This window comes from Streptomyces sp. NPDC050806 (assembly GCF_055586425.1).
In genome coordinates this window covers 579,709-596,259 of record NZ_JBVJIF010000006.1, presented here as the reverse complement: position 1 = coordinate 596,259, position 16,551 = coordinate 579,709, and the positions used below count along the sequence as shown (strand labels likewise).

Sequence of the window (16,551 nt, the reverse complement as noted above, 5' to 3'; positions counted from 1 at the left end):
CGCACGAGCTTAGGACAGCGCGGGGACCGGTTCCGGACACGGCTCCGGCGCGGAGCCCGACCGCGGGTCAGGCCAGCGAACGCCAGGTCCAGGTCGTGGAGATCTCCAGCGGGTCGATGGGTGTGACCAGGCGCGGCAGGGTGTTCAGCCCGTTGGGCGGGCCGGACTGCGGCTCCACGCACACGGCCGCCTCCTGCTCGTCGTACACCACCACCCACTCGGCACGGCTGGTGACCTTCAGCTCCAGGCGGCCCGGCCAGGTGAGGGTGACAGCCACGCCCTGCGGCATCCCGAAGCAGTCGTCCCAAGGGCCGGGGCGGGGGTCGACGCGCTGCCCGGTCGGGAGGTGGTCGGGCCCGCGCTCCTCCTGCCACTCGGGGTCGAAGTCGATGCGGACGCCGTCGCCGCCCTCGCCGCCCTCGCCGCCGTCGCCGAGGTCGCGGAGGAACCAGGGGTGCCAGCCGGCCTGCGCCGGGAAGGAGTCGCCGTACGTCTCGACGCCCATGCTCAGCGTCAGCGAACCGCCGTCCTCGGCCAGCTCCACCAGCTGGGTGACCTTGCCGGGGTACGGCCAGGGCGCGGCCGGGTCGTCCAGGTCGTACGTGAAGGCCCCGGTGGTCCCGGTCGTGCGCGCGGTGCGCCAGGAGAGGTTGCGGCCGTTGCCGTGGATGGCGTGCGGCGGGGAGTTCACCGGCATCTGGTGCGTCTCGCCGCCGTTGCGGAACCGGCCGTTCTCGATCCGGCCGCACCACGGCACCATCGGGAAGCAGCCGTACTTGTCGCCCTGCCTGAGCAGCTCCGTGCCGCCGATCCGCAGACTCTCGATGCGGCAGCCGTTGTCCGGACGGACGGCCACCTCGGTGTCCCCGGCGGCCAGCCGTACGGTGCGCGCCACGCGCGGCTTGCGGGCGGGCTCTGTGCGGTTCTCAGTGCTCACGGCTCGACCTTAACGGTGCGGCGGACGAGCGGCGGGCCGGGCACGCGGGCCCCGGGGCCACGGTCAGCGCCGGGCCGGGCACACGGACCCCCGACCACCATCAACGCCAGACCAGGCACACGGGCCACCGGGCCCCCGTCACCGGCGGCGGCGCAGGACCCGGCCGACCACCACGGCGGAGGCCAGGACGACGGCGGCCGCGGGGGCCGCCCAGCGGAGGGTCGCCGAGGCGGTGGAGGCGTCGGGGGCGGGCACGGGGGCGTAGCGGCCGCGCGGCGGGGCGTGGTCGACCTCCTCTGCGCTGCGGCCGATCATCGTCCGGCGGGCGTGCGCGGCCTCGGCGGGCGGCTCGGCCGGGATGCCCAGCTCCTCCTCGGCGAGCGGGTCCAGCGAGGAGGGCGGGATCTCGGTCTCGAAGACGCCGGACCGCGGCGGCGCGTCCACCAGGTCGCCCGCCTCGTCCACGTCCTCCGCGTCGGAGTCGTCCACTCCGGTGATGTCGTCGGGGTCGTCCTCGGCGCCCGGTTCCCTGCCCCCGTCCACCCCGCCGAGGGCGTCGGCGGCGTCGTCCTCGGCGAGCACGTCGTCCTCGTCGCCTGCCGGGTCCGCACCGGTCGCGCCGGACTCCTCGGGTACGTCCGCCGGCTCGCCCCCGAAGACCGCCACCCCGTCGGCGGCCGTGGTGACCCCGGCCGCCGGCCCCGCACCCGGGGCGGCCTGCGCGTCGGACCCGTCCGGCTCCCCCGCGGCGACCGGCCGGAGCGACAGGTCCTCGGTGAGAGTGGTGGCGAAACGCTCCAGGAGGCGGCGCCCGGCCGAGCGGACGGCGTCGTCAGCGGCGCCCGCGAGACGCCCCCCGGACCGCAGGGCCGCGGTGCAGGAGAGCGTCGTGCCCTTGCCGCCCTCGTCGGACGCCACCCGGACGGTGACGTCCAGCTCGGCGAAGCCGTCGCCGCGCACCTCCGTACCGCGCACCGCGGCGTCGAACGCGTCCGGCTCGCCGTCGCGCGGGGTCACCCGCAGCGAACCGCGGTAGGTGATGGTGGAGCCGCCGACCCGCAGCCGCAGCCGGCCCTCCGGAACTCCGGGCGCGTGGTCCGCGTCGAGCTGGGCGCCCGGGACACAACGGGCCAGGCGTCCCGGCTCGGTGAGCGCCTGCCGCACCGTGCCGACGGGAAACGGAACGTACACCTCATGCTCCATGACATCGGAGCCTACCCAGCACGCCCCGCACCGTGCCTGCTCCCGCGCAACTTTCTCGGCATGCCGTCGCCGCCGTCGCCGTCCGGGACGCGGTCATCCGCCGTACCGCGGGTGCACCAGGGTCGACGGCGGCAGGCCCGGCGGGCGGGCCCGGTCCGGGGCGAGGCGGCCGGAGCGCAGTACGGCCGGCGTCAGCGCGCGCAGCGGCGGCGCGGCGGGCGAGAGTGCCGGTACCGGGGTGGCGCGGCCCGACAGGACGAAGCCCCAGTCCCGGGCGGATCCGGCGGCCGTGCCGCCGGATCCGGACTGGCCCCGGTCGGGTCCGCCCGAGAACGCGTGGCGGCGGCCCGGCATCCGGTACGCGGCGGTGCGCAGACCCGCGGCGCGCACGGTCGCCTCGACGGTCCAGAAGTTGCGCGGCCGGGCGCCGGGCGGGCCCGCGTGCACCGCCAGCCGGCCGTCCGGGGCCAGCACCCGGGCCGCGAGCCCGTAGAACTCCTGGGAGTACAGCTTGGTGCCGGCGGTGATGGCGGGGTCGGGCAGGTCGGAGAGGATCACGTCGTACGGGCCGTCCCGGCGCACCTCGTGCCGTGCGCCCCAGCGCAGCCAGTCGAAGACGTCGGCGGTCACCACGCGCACCCGTGGGTCGTCGAGCGCGTGGCGGTTCAACCGGGCGAGGCCGGGGTCGGTGCGGGCCAGCCGGACCAGGGCGCCGTCACGTTCGACGACGGTGACGGACTCGACGTCGGCGTAGCGGAGCAGTTCGCGCGCGGCGAGGCCGTCGCCGCCGCCGAGGACCAGCACCCGGCCGTGCGGGCCGCCCGCCATCGCCGGGTGGACGAGCGCTTCGCGGTACCGGAACTCGTCGATGGCGCTGGCCCGCAGCCGGCCGTCGAGGTAGAGCGCGAGGGGCGTACGGGCGGCCTCGCCGCCGCTCCGGCCCGCGCGCCCGCCGCCCGTGCCGCCGGTCAGCACGACTTCCTGCACCTCCGTCTGGAGGGCGACCCGCGGCTCGGTGGCGTACACCGCTTCGCGCGCGGCCCGTTCGAAGGAGCCGGCCAGCACCGTGCACGTGGCGAGCAGCGTAAGCACCAGGACGTTGGCGGCCAGCAACGACCGGCGGGCCCGCGGGGAGAGGTCGCGGCCGAAGAGGCCGAGGACGAGCGCCCCGCCCGCGACGGCGTTCACCCCGCCGGTGACCAGGGCGCCCGTCAGCTGGCCGAGCACCGGCAGCAGCAGGAAGGGGAAGGCGAGCCCGCCGACCAGCGCGCCCACGTAGTCCGCCGCGAAGAGGTCGGCGACCGCTCCGCCCGCGTCCTGATTGCGGATGCGCTGGATGAGCGTCATCAGCAGGGGCACCTCGGCGCCGATGAGCACGCCGATCAGCAGCGAGAAGCCGACGAGCACGGGCCGGGACTGGCCGAACCAGGCGAAGGAGGCGTACAGCGCCATCGCCGAGACGCCGCCGACCAGGGCCAGCGCCGCCTCGACCGCGCCGAAGCCGACCGCGGCCCGGCAGCGCAGCCGTTTGGCCAGCAGTGAGCCGACGCCCATCGCGAAGACCATCACGGAGAGCACGACGGAGGCCTGGGTCACGGAGTCGCCGACCAGGTAGGAGGAGAGGGCGACCAGCTCCAGTTCGTACACCAGGCCGCAGGCGGCGCAGAGGAAGACCACGGCGAGGACGAGGAGGCGGCCGATTCCGGCCGGTACCGGCAGCCGCGGTGGCCTGACGATCTCCGGCGGCTTGCGGGCGCCGGAGGTGAGGGCCGCTGGCGGATCGATCATGTTGCGAACGCTACGTGACGCCCCTGTCGCGCCTCGTCACCCACAGGAGTGCATTGGATTCGCGCGGAACGGACGCCGCGCCACCGCCGCGCTCCCGCTCACAGCGCCGCCACCGCCCGTACGCCCACGCGCGTACGGGTCGCCACCAGCCGCCCCTCCTGGGGGTAGGCGTGCCAGGTCCGCCAGCGCACCTGGCCGCCCTCGCGTTGCGCAAGCATCGCGGTGAAGGCGTGCGGCGCACCGGGGAACGTCCCTGCGAGCCCGTACGGATGCTCGGCCACCAGTGCGAGCAACTCCTGTGCCCTGCCCGCGAACGATCCGCGGGAGAGTGTCTCCACATGCGCGGCGAATTCGTACTCCCAGTCGCCGATGCGCTTCGCCACACCGAGCGGGAGCGGGGTGCTGCTGCCGGGCATGCACGCCACCGTCTCCGAACAACTGCCGTGCTCCTCCTGGAGGAGCACCTGGTGCGAGGCGCCGAGCAGCCTCAACTGCACACTGGAGTCGCCCAACTGCAGGTCGAGGACGGCGAGGGCGGGCAACGGCTCCCGGCCGAGTGCCCAGGCGAGGTCGGCTGCACGGGTGTCGGTGTAGGCGGTCTTGATGGTGGTGAGCATGGGTCGGCTCCGCAAGCACGCAGTGGATGGTGGGCCGGCCCGCCCCGGAGGAGGACCAGGGATACGACTTACCGGCTGCCGGCTCGTGACCACGTGGGGTCCGAGAACTGGTGGATTCTCACAAGAGAGGGAATCATGAAACTCGCGGGGCCCACAGCCTTTTTACCCATCTTCGCCGGGTTTCCATCCCTCAGAGGGCCTCTCAGTTCAGTTGTTCAACAGGCTTGCGCCCGGCGGTTGTTGAGAACCACCGGGCGCATATGCTGTGGGGCATGAGCCGGTTGCATGTTCCATACCGGCCAACCGTGCGACCGCTTCAGGACGCGCGGGGGAACCGCTCAGGAACCGCCGCCTCCGCCTCCACCACAGCCGCCGCCACCGCCGCCGCCCCCGCAGGACGAGCTGCCCCCGCAGGACGAGCCCCCGCCGCAGGACGAGCCACCGTGGTGACCGTGGTGGCCGCCGCCGGACCCGTTGTCACCGGCCCACCAGGACCCGGACGAGGAGCCGCCGCCCCCCGCGGCCCACCCCCGCCTCTTGTTGCGGCCCCGCGGCGACTCGTTGGCCGCGGCCGTCCGCGCCATCCAGACCACGGCCGCCACAAAGACGCAGATCACCAGGAAAATCACAAAGCCTGCCATGTGCCTCACCCCCGTACATCGGTTCTTGCGTGCGGATCACATGCCCGGCCTGGCCGATCCCAAAAGCGGAGTTGAGGAACTCCAGAGGTTCGGCGGAGGATGACGCCCATGGGACGACCGCTGCTCAACCGCCGCCTGGCCGAATTCGGCACGACGATCTTCGCCGAGATGTCCGCGCTCGCCGTGCGGACCGGCTCCATCAACCTCGGCCAGGGTTTCCCCGACACCGACGGGCCCGAAGAGGTCCGCGAAGCGGCGGTACGCGCGCTGCGCGACGGCCGCGGGAACCAGTACCCGCCGGGCCCCGGCATCCCCGAGCTGCGCACCGCCGTCACCGCCCACCAGCAGCGCTGGTACGGCCTGACGTACGACCCCGACACCGAGGTGCTGGTCACCGCTGGCGCCACCGAGGCCATCGCCGCGTCCCTGCTGGCGCTGCTGGAGCCCGGCGACGAGGTGATCGCGCTGGAGCCGTACTACGACTCCTACGCCGCGTGCATCGCGATGGCCGGCGGCACCCGCGTGCCCGTCACCCTGCGCCCCTCCCCCGAGGACGCCACCTACCGCCTCGACCTGGACGAGCTGCGCGACGCGGTCACCGACCGCACCCGCCTGATCCTCCTGAACACCCCGCACAACCCCACCGGCACCGTCCTCAGCCGCGACGAGCTGGCCGCCGTCGCCGAGCTGGCGTGCGAGCGCGACCTCCTGGTCGTCACGGACGAGGTCTACGAGCACCTGGTGTTCGAGGGCGAGCACGTGCCGCTGGCGTCCTTCCCCGGGATGCGCGACCGCACGGTCTCCATCGGCAGCGCGGGCAAGACCTTCTCCTTCACCGGCTGGAAGGTCGGCTGGATCACCGGCTCGCCCGAGCTGGTGAGCGCGGTCCGCTCCGCCAAGCAGTTCCTCACCTACGTCTCGGCCGGCCCCTTCCAGTACGCCGTCGCCGAGGCGCTCGCGCTGCCGGACTCCTACTTCCACGGGCTGCGCGAGGACCTGCGCCGCAAGCGGGACATTCTGGCCGACGGGCTGGCGGAGGCCGGCTTCCGGGTGTTCCGGCCGAGCGGCACGTACTTCATCACCACCGACATCACCGCGCTGGGCGAGCAGGACGGCCTGGCGTTCTGCCTGGGCCTGCCCGAGCGCTGCGGCGTGGTCGCGGTGCCGAACGCCGTCTTCTACGACGACAAGGCGGCGGGGCGCAGCCTCGTACGGTTCGCCTTCTGCAAGAAGGACGAGGTGCTGCGCGAGGCGGCAACCCGGCTCAAGCAGCTGTCGGCCGGCTGACCCCGCATGCGCGAGGGCCCCGGAGCACTGACTGCTCCGGGGCCCTCGCGCTGCCGTACGAGAAGCCTCAGGCCTCGTCGTCCGGCTTGGCGTCGTCGACGTCGGCCTCCAGGCCGAGCTGCTCGACGAGCCACTTGTCGAACTCGATGGACGCGCGGATCCAGCTGACCGTGCTGGAGACGAAGTGCTCCAGCGAGACGCCGGTGCCGACCAGCATCGACGCCTCACCGATCAGACGGACCGTGCCGTCGTCATGGGTGTGGGTGTAGGCCTTGGGCCACAGGGTGCGGCGGTTCCAGTCGTCGATCGCCTCCAGCAGCTTGGGCTTGAGCTCGATCGCGTGGGGCCGGTCGTAGAAGGTGCGGACGGAGAAGATCTGCTGCTCCTCCTCGCCCCGGAACATGAAGTACGTGCGGAACTGCTCCCACGGGGCGGCGAGGTCGCCCTCGTCGTCGACGACGTACTTCAGCTCCATCTGGTCCAGAAGCTGCTTGACCAGTTCCTGGTCAGGCACGATGGGACCCTCCGGCCCCGTCGGCTGCGGTTCGGGCTGGCCCCCGAAATTAGGAATCGAGGACGGGTCGATAGTCACCGTGGAAGTCCCTTCGTATGGTCCCGGCCATCCTCCCCCACACCCGCCCCGTCCTGGCAAGCGGACGGGGCGGGTCGGGTAGCGGGCGCCGCGGCGCGGTACGGGCGTACGCAGGTCAGGCCGCCGCCACCGGCTCCCGCTCCGCCGTCACCGACAGATGGTCGCCGTCGACGTCCACCCGTACGGTGTCGCCGTCGTGCACGTCGCCCGCCAGGATCGCCCGCGCGAGCTGGTCGCCGATGGCGGTCTGGACGAGGCGGCGCAGCGGCCGGGCGCCGTAGGAGAGGTCGGGCCCCGGAGAACCGGCCCGGTCCGGCCTGTCGATGACCGGCTCCTGGCCGAGCCAGGCCAGCCAGGTCAGCGCCGCGTCCGAGACGTCCAGCGTCAGCCGCCGGTCGGCGAGGCGCCTCTGCAGGTGGTCGATCTGGATCTGCGCGATCCGCTGGAGCTGGTCGGTGCCGAGCGGGTGGAAGACCACCGTGTCGTCCAGCCGGTTCAGGAACTCCGGGCGGAAGGCGGAGCGGACCGTCTCCAGCACCTTCTCCGTCTTCTGCTCCTCCTTGAGCAGCGGGTCCATCAGGAAGTTGGAGCCGAGGTTGGAGGTCAGGATCAGGATGGTGTTCCGGAAGTCGACCGTGCGGCCCTGGCCGTCGGTGAGCCGGCCGTCGTCCAGCACCTGGAGCAGGATGTCGAAGACCTCGTGGTGGGCCTTCTCCACCTCGTCCAGCAGCACGACGCTGTACGGGCGGCGGCGTACGGCCTCGGTGAGCTGGCCGCCCTCCTCGTAGCCGACGTAGCCGGGAGGCGCGCCGACCAGGCGGGCGACGGAGTGCTTCTCGCCGTACTCGCTCATGTCGATGCGGACCATCGCCCGCTCGTCGTCGAACAGGAAGTCCGCGAGCGCCTTGGCCAGCTCGGTCTTGCCGACGCCGGTCGGGCCGAGGAAGAGGAACGAGCCGGTGGGCCGGTCCGGGTCGGCGATCCCGGCGCGCGTACGGCGTACCGCGTCGGAGACCGCACGCACGGCCTCGGTCTGCCCGATCAGCCGCTTGCCCAGCTCGTCCTCCATGCGCAGCAGCTTCTGGGTCTCACCCTCCAGCAGACGCCCGGCCGGGATGCCGGTCCAGGCGGCGACCACGTCGGCGATGTCGTCCGGACCGACCTCCTCCTTGACCATGGATTCCTTGGAGCCGCCGGCCCCCTTGGCGGCCTCCTGCTCGGCCTCGGCAGCGGCCGCCTCCTCCAGCTCCCGCTCCAGGCCGGGGATCTCGCCGTACAGCAGCTTGGAGGCGGTGTCGAAGTCGCCGTCGCGCTGGGCGCGCTCGGCCTGCCCGCGCAGCTCGTCGAGCTTCTCCTTCAGCTCGCCGAGGCGGTTCAGGCCCTGCTTCTCCTTCTCCCAGCGGGCGGTGAGGCCGCGCAGCTCCTCCTCCTTGTCGGCGAGGTCCTTGCGCAGCTTCTCCAGGCGCTGGACGGAACCGGCGTCCGTCTCGTTCTTCAGCGCCAGCTCCTCCATGCGCAGCCGGTCCACGGAACGCTGCAGCTCGTCGATCTCCACCGGGGAGGAGTCGATCTCCATGCGCAGCCGGGACGCCGACTCGTCGACCAGGTCGATGGCCTTGTCGGGGAGGAAGCGGGAGGTGATGTACCGGTCGGAGAGCGTGGCGGCGGCGACCAGCGCGGAGTCCGCGATCTGCACCTTGTGGTGCGCCTCGTACCGGCCCTTCAGGCCACGCAGGATCGCGACGGTGTCCTCGACCGTCGGCTCGGCGACCAGCACCTGCTGGAAACGCCGCTCCAGCGCCGGGTCCTTCTCGATCCGCTCGCGGTACTCGTCCAGCGTGGTCGCGCCGACCATCCGCAGCTCGCCGCGGGCCAGCATGGGCTTGAGCATGTTGCCCGCGTCCATGGCGGAGTCGCCGCCGGCGCCCGCGCCGACGACCGTGTGCAGCTCGTCGATGAACGTGATGATCTGGCCGTCGCTGGACTTGATCTCCGCCAGGACGGTCTTCAGCCGCTCCTCGAACTCACCGCGGTACTTCGCGCCCGCGACCATCGCGCCCAGGTCCAGCGCCACCAGCCGCTTGTCGCGCAGCGACTCGGGCACGTCGCCCTTCACGATGCGCTGGGCCAGGCCCTCCACGACGGCGGTCTTGCCGACGCCGGGCTCGCCGATCAGCACGGGGTTGTTCTTCGTACGCCGCGACAGCACCTGCACGACGCGGCGGATCTCCTGGTCCCGGCCGATGACCGGGTCGAGCTTGCCCTCGCGCGCGGCCGCGGTGAAGTCCGTACCGAACTTCTCCAGCGCCTTGTACGTGCCCTCCGGGTCGGCGTTGGTCACCCGCTGGCCGCCGCGCGCCTTCTCGAAGGCGTCCAGCAGCTTCTTGGCGGAGGCGCCCTGCTGGTCCAGCAGCTCGCCGGTGGCACCGCCCTTGGCGGCGATACCGATCAGCAGGTGCTCGGTGGAGATGTAGTCGTCGCCCAGCTCCTTGGCGCGCTGCGCCGCGTCCGCTATCACCGCGAGCATCTCGCGGTCGGGCTGCGGCGGGGCGACGGTCGAGCCCTGGATGCTGGGCAGTGCGGCGATCCGGCGCTCGGCCCCGGAGCGCAGCGCGGCGGCGTCCGCGCCGACGGCGGCCAGCAGGTCGGTGATGTTCTCGTTGTCCTGCCCGGCGAGCAGCGCGAGCAGCAGGTGGGCGGACGTCATGTCCGCGTTGCCCCCGGTCACGGCCCGCTCATTGGCGGCGCTCAGCGCCTCCCGGCTCTTGTTGGTCAGCTCGGCGTCCACGTGCTCGCGCTCCTCCTCTTGTCCGGCCTGCACGTCTGCGGCCCTGCGACCGCCCTTGCCCAGCACAACGTGCGATAAGTTGAGTCTATTCCACTCAAGGCTACAACGCCGACCTTTCCCGGCCGCCGGGGCCTGGGTTCCCGCCGGTGACGGGCCCCACTCGTACGGATGATCCGTTCCGATCATCGGCCCGGCCGGGGATCCGGTCCGCCATGCTGGCCTTCCGCGACAAGGAGGTGCAGCATGACGGCTATGGCGTACGAGCCGACGGCCAGTGACGAAGAAACCCTCCTGGACTACTTCCTCAAGCTGGAGACCCCCGTGGGGTTCCGGCCTGAGTTCATCGAGGGGGAGATCGTTGTGTCACCACCGACGGATGGCGATCACGAGGACTGCCTGAGCATCATCCAAGGGCAGGTGACCCGGGAGTCCGAGACCGACATGCAGGTCTCCGGCTACAAGGGGCTCGTCCTCCCCGGTGAGGGAGACCACCCCGAGGATCATGTGATCCCCGATGCCACCATCGCTCCGTGCGCGCTACGCCTTTTCCGGGGCGCTCCGCCGTGGATGCCCAGCGACGGCGTCGCGATGGTCATCGAGGTGACATCGAGCAAGCCGAACAAGGACCGCGGCCCCAAGCGCCGGGGCTATGCCCGCGCCGGCATCCCGCTCTACCTCCTCGTCGATCGGGACAAGTCCACGGTCACGCTTTTCAGCGAGCCGAATGACGGGGACTACGGCGGGATCCAAGCAGTGTCCTTCGGCAAACCCCTCCCCCTCCCCACCCCCTTCTCCTTCGACCTGGAGACGTCCGACTTCCTCTGACGGCGTGGCCGCCGCGCCGCCGGGGCTCACCACACACCCCCGTAAGGTGCAGGCATGGCCCAAGACCTGCGGAATCCCGACCCCGAGTACCTCGCCTTCTGGCGCGAGCGGCATGTGTGCACCCTGACCACCATGCGGCCGGACGGAACACCGCACGTCGTGCCGGTGGGGGTGACGTACGACCACGAGCAGGGACTGGCCCGCGTGATCACGAGCAAGGGCGGCACCAAGGTCCGCAACGTCCTGGCGGCGGGCGACGGCGGTGCGCGCGCCGCGGTGTGCCAGATGCAGGGGCGGCGCTGGGCGACCCTGGAGGGCCTGGCCACGGTACGTACGGACGAGGCGAGCGTGCGGGACGCGGAGGCCCGGTACGCCGTGCGGTACGAGCGACAGCCGCGGCCCAACCCCGAGCGCGTGGTCATCGAGATCCGGGTGACGAAAATGCTGGGGCGGGGCTGAGGGTCCGAGCCCGCGCGCCGGCCGTGCGTGGCCGAAATCGGATCGCGTTCTTCCGAATCTTCAGTTCAGCCTGCTAGTGAATATGTGACCAGGCCCGCGCGCTATTCGATCCATTCCGGGCCGAATACGTCAGCTGGAGGCCAGATGAGGTCAGCAACGCGCACCAGCACGACAGACGAGAAAGCCTCCCCCACCCCGGGCCGACGCCCCCGTGCCGAATCGTGTCCGCGCTGCGGCGGCCAACTGGCCGTCAACCAGGACGGATGGAAGATCTGCCACGCCTGCGGCTACGCCTCGCCGCCCGGCACAGCGCCGCAGCCGCGCTCCGCTCACAGCGGTATCGTCACTCCCACAGACGCCGGGTCCCGGGGGGGCAGGATGAATGCGGTGCGAGTGACGGCGATCGCGTGCTTGATGCCGCTCGCCGAGCTGGACGACGATCCGTTCCTGGTGGACGACCGCAGCCAGCACGAGATGTGCGCCCGCTGGGCCGAGGACCACGACTACCGCCTCACCTGCCGGCTGAGCCTGCACCACCTGCGCGTCGACCACTGCGCCCTGTGGCAGGACGTGGAGGCGGGCCTGGTCGACGTCTTCGTCGTACCGAACCGCCGCGCCCTGGAGAACGCCGTCGACTCCGCCGAAGAGTTCACCGCCCGCTGCGCCGCGGCAGGTATCCGCCTGGAGACCGCCGACGGCACCGAGCCGGTCTACACCTCGGAGATGAAGTCCCGGGTGCACCGGCGGCTGTCGATGCCGACGGCCGGGTACAACGGCTGCTGACCCGGCCGCCCACCCGGCGTACGGACACGTCGTAGGGACAGGTCGTACGGACACGTCGTACGGCGGGAAAGGCGAACGGGCCGGGTCCAGAAGAACCCGGCCCGCCCCCTCGGAGCACAGCGGCTACTCGGACGTCCGCTTCGGCCGCCACACGACCAGCGCGCTGGTCTGCTGCACGTCCTGGTACGGCACCAGGTCCCGGCGGTAGCTGGCGTGCACCGCCGCCTCCCGCTGCTGGATCGCCGCGGCGGCACCCTCCACGGCGCTCTGCAGCTCGGCGACGCGCTGCTGCAGCGCCGTGACCTGGTTCTCCAGTTCGATGATGCGCTTGATGCCCGCGAGGTTGATGCCCTCGTTCTGCGACAGCTGCTGCACCTGGCGGAGCAGCTCGATGTCACGGGCGGAGTACCGCCGGCCGCGCCCGGCCGTACGGTCCGGGGAGACCAGACCGAGCCGGTCGTACTGGCGCAGCGTCTGCGGGTGCAGGCCGGAGAGCTGAGCCGCGACGGAGATGACGTACACCGGCGACTCATCGGTCAGTTCATATGGATTACGACTCCGACGCCCGCCCCGGCTGTCCATCATCAAGCTCCCTTCGCGGCCTGGAAGAGCTCCGACCGTGGGTCCTCACCCGCGGTCGCCTCGCGATAGGACTCCAACGCGTCCTTCGCCTTGTCGCTGAGGTCCTTGGGCACGACCACCTCGATGGTGACCAGGAGGTCGCCCCGTGTGCCGTCCTTGCGCGCCGCACCCTTCCCGCGCGCACGCATCGTCCGGCCGTTCGGTGTCCCGGCCGGTATCTTCAGCGTGACCGGCGGACCGCCCAGGGTCGGCACCTTCACCTCGCCGCCGAGCGTGGCCTCCGGGAAGGTGACCGGCACGGTGACGGTGAGGTTGTCGCCCTTGCGTCCGAACACCGGGTGCGCGTCGACGTGCACGACGACGTACAAGTCGCCGTTGGGCCCGCCGCGCTCGCCCGGAGCGCCCTTGCCGCGCAGCCGGATCCGCTGCCCGTCGGTGACGCCCGCGGGGATGCGCACCTGCATCGTGCGCGCGCTGGTCGCGCGGCCGCTGCCCTTGCACACGTCGCAGGGGTGCTCCGCGATCAGGCCGCGGCCCTTGCAGTCGGCGCACGGGTCGGTGAGCGAGAAGCCACCGCCCGCGCCCCGGCTGACCTGGCCGGTGCCCACGCAGGTCGGGCAGACCCGCGGGGTGCCGTTCTTGTCACCCGTGCCGGAACAGGCCTTGCAGGGGGCCTGGCTGGACATCCGCAGCGGGACCGTGGCCCCGTCCACCGCCTCGGTGAAGCTGAGCGTCACCTCGGACTCGACGTCCTGGCCGCGACGGGGCTGCGTACGCGTACCCGCGCCACCGCCCCTGTTGAACAGGCCGCCGAAGACGTCCCCGAGGCCGCCGCCGAAGCCGCCGGCACCGCCGGCGGCACCGCCCTGGGCACCCCCGAAGAGGTCACCCAGGTCGAAGTTGAAGCTGCCGCCGCCGGCGCCGCCGGGACCGGCCCGGAAGCCGCCGTTGCCGAACAGCGCCCGCGCCTCGTCGTACTCCTTGCGGCGCTTGGGGTCGCCCAGGACGTCGTTCGCCTCGGAGACCTCCTTGAAGCGCTCCTCGGCCTTGGGGTCGCCCTTGTTGGCGTCCGGGTGGTTCTCCCGGGCCAGCTTGCGGTACGCCTTCTTGATCTCGGCGTCGGTGGCGTCCTTCGGGACGCCGAGGACCTTGTAGTAGTCCTTCTCGACGAAGTCCTTGGTGCTCATCCCCGACGTCCCTCCTCCCGTACTGTCCTGCTTCTCACGTCAGCCCTCGTCCGGGCCACCGCTCTCCTCGTCCGACGTCTCCTCGGACTTGGCGGGCTGGGCTCCCGGCTGCGGCTCGGCGACGGCGACCCGCGCAGGGCGAATCGTTCGCTCGCCGATCCGATACCCCGGCTGCAGGATCGCGACGCACGTCGTCTCCGTGACGTCCGGTGCGTACGAGTGCATCAGCGCCTCGTGGATCGTCGGGTCGAAGGGCTCGCCCTCCTTGCCGAACTGCTGCAGACCGAGCTTGGCGACGACCGTCTCCACCGACTCGCCGACCGACTTGAAGCCGCCGACCAGCTCGCCGTGCTCGCGGGCCCGGCCGATGTCGTCCAGCACCGGAAGGAGCTCGGACAGGAGGTTCGCCGCGGCGATCTCCTTGACCGTCACCCGGTCCCGCTCGACCCGCCGGCGGTAGTTCTGGTACTCGGCCTGGAGTCGCTGGAGGTCCGCGGTGCGCTCGTTCAGCGCGGTGCGCACCTGGTCCAGCTGGGCCACCAGACCGGCGTCCTGGTTCGCGTCCCCGGCCGGGGCCGGGCCCGCCTTGTCGGCGGACCCGGCGCCCTGCGCCGCATCGTCAGGGGCTGCGGCGTCAGAGGGGACGTCAGGCTTCTCGTCAAAGCCCGGGGTCTCCTCCGTCACGCGGCACCGTCCTTCTTGGGCTTCTCGTCGTCCACGATCTCGGCGTCGACGACATCGTCGTCGGCCTTGGCCTGCTCACCGGCGTCGGCACCCTCGGCACCACCGGCGGCCTGCGCACCCTGGGCGTCGGCGTACATGGCCTGGCCCAGCTTCTGCGAGACGGCCGCGACCTTCTCCGTGGCAGTACGGATCTCGGCCGTGTCCTCGCCCTTGAGCTTCTCCTTCAGCTCGCCGACGGCGGTCTCGACCTCGGTCTTCACCTCGGCGGGGACCTTCTCCTCGTTGTCCTTGAGGAACTTCTCCGTCTGGTAGACGAGCTGCTCGCCCTGGTTGCGGGTCTCGGCGGCCTCGCGGCGCTTGTGGTCCTCGTCCGCGTAGCGCTCGGCCTCCTCGCGCATGCGGTCGACCTCGTCCTTCGGCAGCGAGGAGCCGCCGGTGACGGTCATCTTCTGCTCCTTGCCCGTGCCCAGGTCCTTCGCGGTCACGTGCATGATGCCGTTGGCGTCGATGTCGAAGGAGACCTCGATCTGCGGGACGCCACGCGGGGCCGGCGGCAGACCGGTCAGCTCGAACATGCCGAGCTTCTTGTTGTACGCCGCGATCTCGCGCTCGCCCTGGTAGACCTGGATCTGCACGGAGGGCTGGTTGTCCTCGGCGGTGGTGAAGATCTCCGAACGCTTGGTCGGGATCGTCGTGTTCCGCTCGATGAGCTTGGTCATGATGCCGCCCTTGGTCTCGATACCGAGGGACAGCGGGGTGACGTCCAGCAGGAGGACGTCCTTGACCTCACCCTTGAGGACACCGGCCTGGAGGGACGCGCCGATGGCGACGACCTCGTCCGGGTTGACGCCCTTGTTGGCGTCCTTGCCGCCGGTCAGCTCCTTGACGAGCTCGGCGACGGCCGGCATACGGGTCGAACCGCCGACCAGGACCACGTGGTCGATCTCGGACAGCTGGATGCCGGCGTCCTTGATGACGTTGTGGAACGGGGTCTTGCAGCGGTCGAGCAGGTCGCTGGTGAGCTGCTGGAACTGCGAGCGCGTGAGCTTCTCGTCCAGGTGCAGCGGGCCCTCGGCCGAGGCGGTGATGTAAGGCAGGTTGATCGTCGTCTCCGTGGAGGAGGACAGCTCGATCTTCGCCTTCTCAGCGGCCTCGCGCAGGCGCTGGAGCGCCATCTTGTCCTTGGACAGGTCGACGCCGTGGCCGTTCTGGAACTGCTTGACCAGGTAGTCGACGACGCGCTGGTCCCAGTCGTCACCACCGAGCTGGTTGTCACCGTTGGTGGCCTTCACCTCGACGACACCGTCGCCGATCTCCAGCAGCGAGACGTCGAAGGTACCGCCACCGAGGTCGAAGACCAGAATGGTCTGGTCGTCCTTCTCCAGGCCGTACGCCAGGGCCGCGGAGGTGGGCTCGTTGACGATGCGCAGGACGTTCAGGCCCGCGATCTCGCCGGCCTCCTTGGTGGCCTGCCGCTCGGAGTCGTTGAAGTACGCCGGAACGGTGATGACCGCGTCCGCGACCTTCTCGCCGAGGTAGGACTCCGCGTCGCGCTTCAGCTTCTGAAGGATGAACGCCGAGATCTGCTGCGGGTTGAAGCTCTTGTCGTCGATGTCCACCTTCCAGTCGGTGCCCATGTGGCGCTTGACCGACCGGATGGTCCTGTCGACGTTCGTGACCGCCTGACGCTTGGCGACCTCGCCGACGAGCACCTCACCGTTCTTGGCGAAAGCGACGACGGACGGCGTGGTCCTGGCGCCCTCGGCGTTGGTGATGACGGTGGGCTCACCGCCTTCGAGAACACTGACGACGGAGTTCGTCGTGCCCAGGTCGATGCCGACCGCACGTGCCATTTCGATTCCTCCAGCTGACATTGAGTGGAACTGGCTCAAGGGTGCACCAGAGATCCGGCGCTGTCAAAGGACCTGAGTCGCACGCACTCAAGTCTTCTGCCGGATAGCTGCGCACGGCCACATACGTGCAGGTCAGCGAGGTATCGATGAGAGAAGAGGGGGACTCTCGGCCGGCGGCGGGCGCGGCGCCGGCACCCCCACCCTCCCCCGTACGGATGTCCGGCGCATCTCCGGCGTGTCGCGCTCGCGCCGCCGCGGCGACGCTTACGGCACCCTTAGGTCACCCTCAGCGACACAGATCACCGCCGCAGCTGCTACAGGACGG

14 protein-coding genes are annotated in these 16,551 nt (G+C 71.4%); 4 read left to right on the top strand and 10 right to left on the bottom strand.

Annotated elements, in window-relative coordinates; genetic code table 11:
- Positions 1–67: 67 nt before the first annotated feature.
- From ACZ6WH_RS21985 to ACZ6WH_RS21970, 4 genes are all read right to left on the bottom strand, one after another.
- The gene (locus ACZ6WH_RS21985) at positions 68–937 is read right to left on the bottom strand and encodes an aldose epimerase family protein (protein ID WP_469729990.1); all 870 of its coding nucleotides are present in this window, start codon (positions 935–937) and stop codon (positions 68–70) included.
- A 138-nt stretch (positions 938–1,075) separates the two neighbouring features.
- The gene (locus ACZ6WH_RS21980) at positions 1,076–2,140 is read right to left on the bottom strand and encodes a CoxG family protein (protein WP_469729989.1); all 1,065 of its coding nucleotides are present in this window, start codon (positions 2,138–2,140) and stop codon (positions 1,076–1,078) included.
- Positions 2,141–2,233: 93 nt separating this feature from the next.
- Entirely contained in the window at positions 2,234–3,928 is a 1,695-nt protein-coding gene (locus ACZ6WH_RS21975; RefSeq protein WP_469729988.1) for a polyamine aminopropyltransferase, read from the bottom strand.
- A 98-nt stretch (positions 3,929–4,026) separates the two neighbouring features.
- Positions 4,027–4,545: a DUF2617 family protein gene (locus ACZ6WH_RS21970; RefSeq protein ID WP_432856599.1), complete on the bottom strand. Its 519-nt coding sequence runs from the start codon at positions 4,543–4,545 to the stop codon at positions 4,027–4,029.
- Between the two features lie 749 nt (positions 4,546–5,294).
- On the opposite strand from ACZ6WH_RS21970, the gene ACZ6WH_RS21965 reads away from it, so the two are divergent.
- Positions 5,295–6,473: a pyridoxal phosphate-dependent aminotransferase gene (locus tag ACZ6WH_RS21965; RefSeq protein WP_432856602.1), complete on the top strand. Its 1,179-nt coding sequence runs from the start codon at positions 5,295–5,297 to the stop codon at positions 6,471–6,473.
- 67 nt (positions 6,474–6,540) lie between these two features.
- Here ACZ6WH_RS21965 and ACZ6WH_RS21960 read toward each other — a convergent pair whose 3' ends face one another.
- Positions 6,541–7,065, bottom strand: coding sequence for a YbjN domain-containing protein (locus ACZ6WH_RS21960; protein ID WP_399718200.1), 525 nt, complete (start codon positions 7,063–7,065; stop codon positions 6,541–6,543).
- Between the two features lie 115 nt (positions 7,066–7,180).
- Positions 7,181–9,853: an ATP-dependent chaperone ClpB gene (gene clpB / locus ACZ6WH_RS21955; RefSeq protein WP_469730019.1), complete on the bottom strand. Its 2,673-nt coding sequence runs from the start codon at positions 9,851–9,853 to the stop codon at positions 7,181–7,183.
- Between the two features lie 243 nt (positions 9,854–10,096).
- Here clpB and ACZ6WH_RS21950 point away from each other — a divergent pair, with 243 nt between their 5' ends.
- From ACZ6WH_RS21950 to ACZ6WH_RS21940, 3 genes are all read left to right on the top strand, one after another.
- Entirely contained in the window at positions 10,097–10,678 is a 582-nt protein-coding gene (locus ACZ6WH_RS21950; RefSeq protein WP_432856606.1) for a Uma2 family endonuclease, read from the top strand.
- A gap of 54 nt (positions 10,679–10,732) precedes the next feature.
- The gene (locus tag ACZ6WH_RS21945) at positions 10,733–11,137 is read left to right on the top strand and encodes a TIGR03618 family F420-dependent PPOX class oxidoreductase (protein WP_399718196.1); all 405 of its coding nucleotides are present in this window, start codon (positions 10,733–10,735) and stop codon (positions 11,135–11,137) included.
- 378 nt (positions 11,138–11,515) lie between these two features.
- Positions 11,516–11,920 carry a hypothetical protein gene (locus ACZ6WH_RS21940; protein ID WP_432856610.1) on the top strand — a complete coding sequence of 135 codons (405 nt, stop codon included), beginning with the start codon at positions 11,516–11,518 and terminating at the stop codon, positions 11,918–11,920.
- Positions 11,921–12,043: 123 nt separating this feature from the next.
- On the opposite strand, the gene ACZ6WH_RS21935 is transcribed toward ACZ6WH_RS21940, so the two are convergent.
- Genes ACZ6WH_RS21935 through dnaK form a run of 4 tightly spaced genes read right to left on the bottom strand, consistent with a single transcriptional unit; the run spans position 12,044 to position 16,226 of the window.
- Positions 12,044–12,502 (bottom strand): heat shock protein transcriptional repressor HspR, encoded by a 459-nt coding sequence (locus tag ACZ6WH_RS21935; protein WP_361553942.1) that lies wholly within the window; start codon positions 12,500–12,502, stop codon positions 12,044–12,046.
- A 2-nt stretch (positions 12,503–12,504) separates the two neighbouring features.
- Positions 12,505–13,689, bottom strand: a complete 1,185-nt coding sequence (dnaJ, locus tag ACZ6WH_RS21930; RefSeq protein WP_469729987.1) for a molecular chaperone DnaJ — start codon at positions 13,687–13,689, stop codon at positions 12,505–12,507.
- Positions 13,690–13,728: 39 nt separating this feature from the next.
- Positions 13,729–14,373 (bottom strand): nucleotide exchange factor GrpE, encoded by a 645-nt coding sequence (gene grpE / locus ACZ6WH_RS21925; protein ID WP_432856612.1) that lies wholly within the window; start codon positions 14,371–14,373, stop codon positions 13,729–13,731.
- Complete coding sequence (dnaK, locus tag ACZ6WH_RS21920; RefSeq protein ID WP_469729986.1) at positions 14,370–16,226, bottom strand: molecular chaperone DnaK; 1,857 nt, start codon at positions 16,224–16,226, stop codon at positions 14,370–14,372. Before dnaK ends, grpE begins: the two co-directional genes overlap by 4 nt.
- Positions 16,227–16,551 lie beyond the last annotated feature (325 nt).

Excerpts from the sequence above, each read along its gene's own strand:
- ACZ6WH_RS21980 (WP_469729989.1), bottom strand. The coding sequence starts at position 2,140 with ATGGAGCATGAGGTGTACGTTCCGTTTCCCGTCGGCACGGTGCGGCAG.
- ACZ6WH_RS21975 (WP_469729988.1), bottom strand. The coding sequence starts at position 3,928 with ATGATCGATCCGCCAGCGGCCCTCACCTCCGGCGCCCGCAAGCCGCCG.
- ACZ6WH_RS21970 (WP_432856599.1), bottom strand. The coding sequence starts at position 4,545 with ATGCTCACCACCATCAAGACCGCCTACACCGACACCCGTGCAGCCGAC.
- ACZ6WH_RS21965 (WP_432856602.1), top strand. The coding sequence starts at position 5,295 with ATGGGACGACCGCTGCTCAACCGCCGCCTGGCCGAATTCGGCACGACG.
- ACZ6WH_RS21950 (WP_432856606.1), top strand. The coding sequence starts at position 10,097 with ATGACGGCTATGGCGTACGAGCCGACGGCCAGTGACGAAGAAACCCTC.
- ACZ6WH_RS21945 (WP_399718196.1), top strand. The coding sequence starts at position 10,733 with ATGGCCCAAGACCTGCGGAATCCCGACCCCGAGTACCTCGCCTTCTGG.
- ACZ6WH_RS21940 (WP_432856610.1), top strand. The coding sequence starts at position 11,516 with ATGAATGCGGTGCGAGTGACGGCGATCGCGTGCTTGATGCCGCTCGCC.
- ACZ6WH_RS21935 (WP_361553942.1), bottom strand. The coding sequence starts at position 12,502 with ATGGACAGCCGGGGCGGGCGTCGGAGTCGTAATCCATATGAACTGACC.
- dnaJ (WP_469729987.1), bottom strand. The coding sequence starts at position 13,689 with ATGAGCACCAAGGACTTCGTCGAGAAGGACTACTACAAGGTCCTCGGC.
- dnaK (WP_469729986.1), bottom strand. The coding sequence starts at position 16,226 with ATGGCACGTGCGGTCGGCATCGACCTGGGCACGACGAACTCCGTCGTC.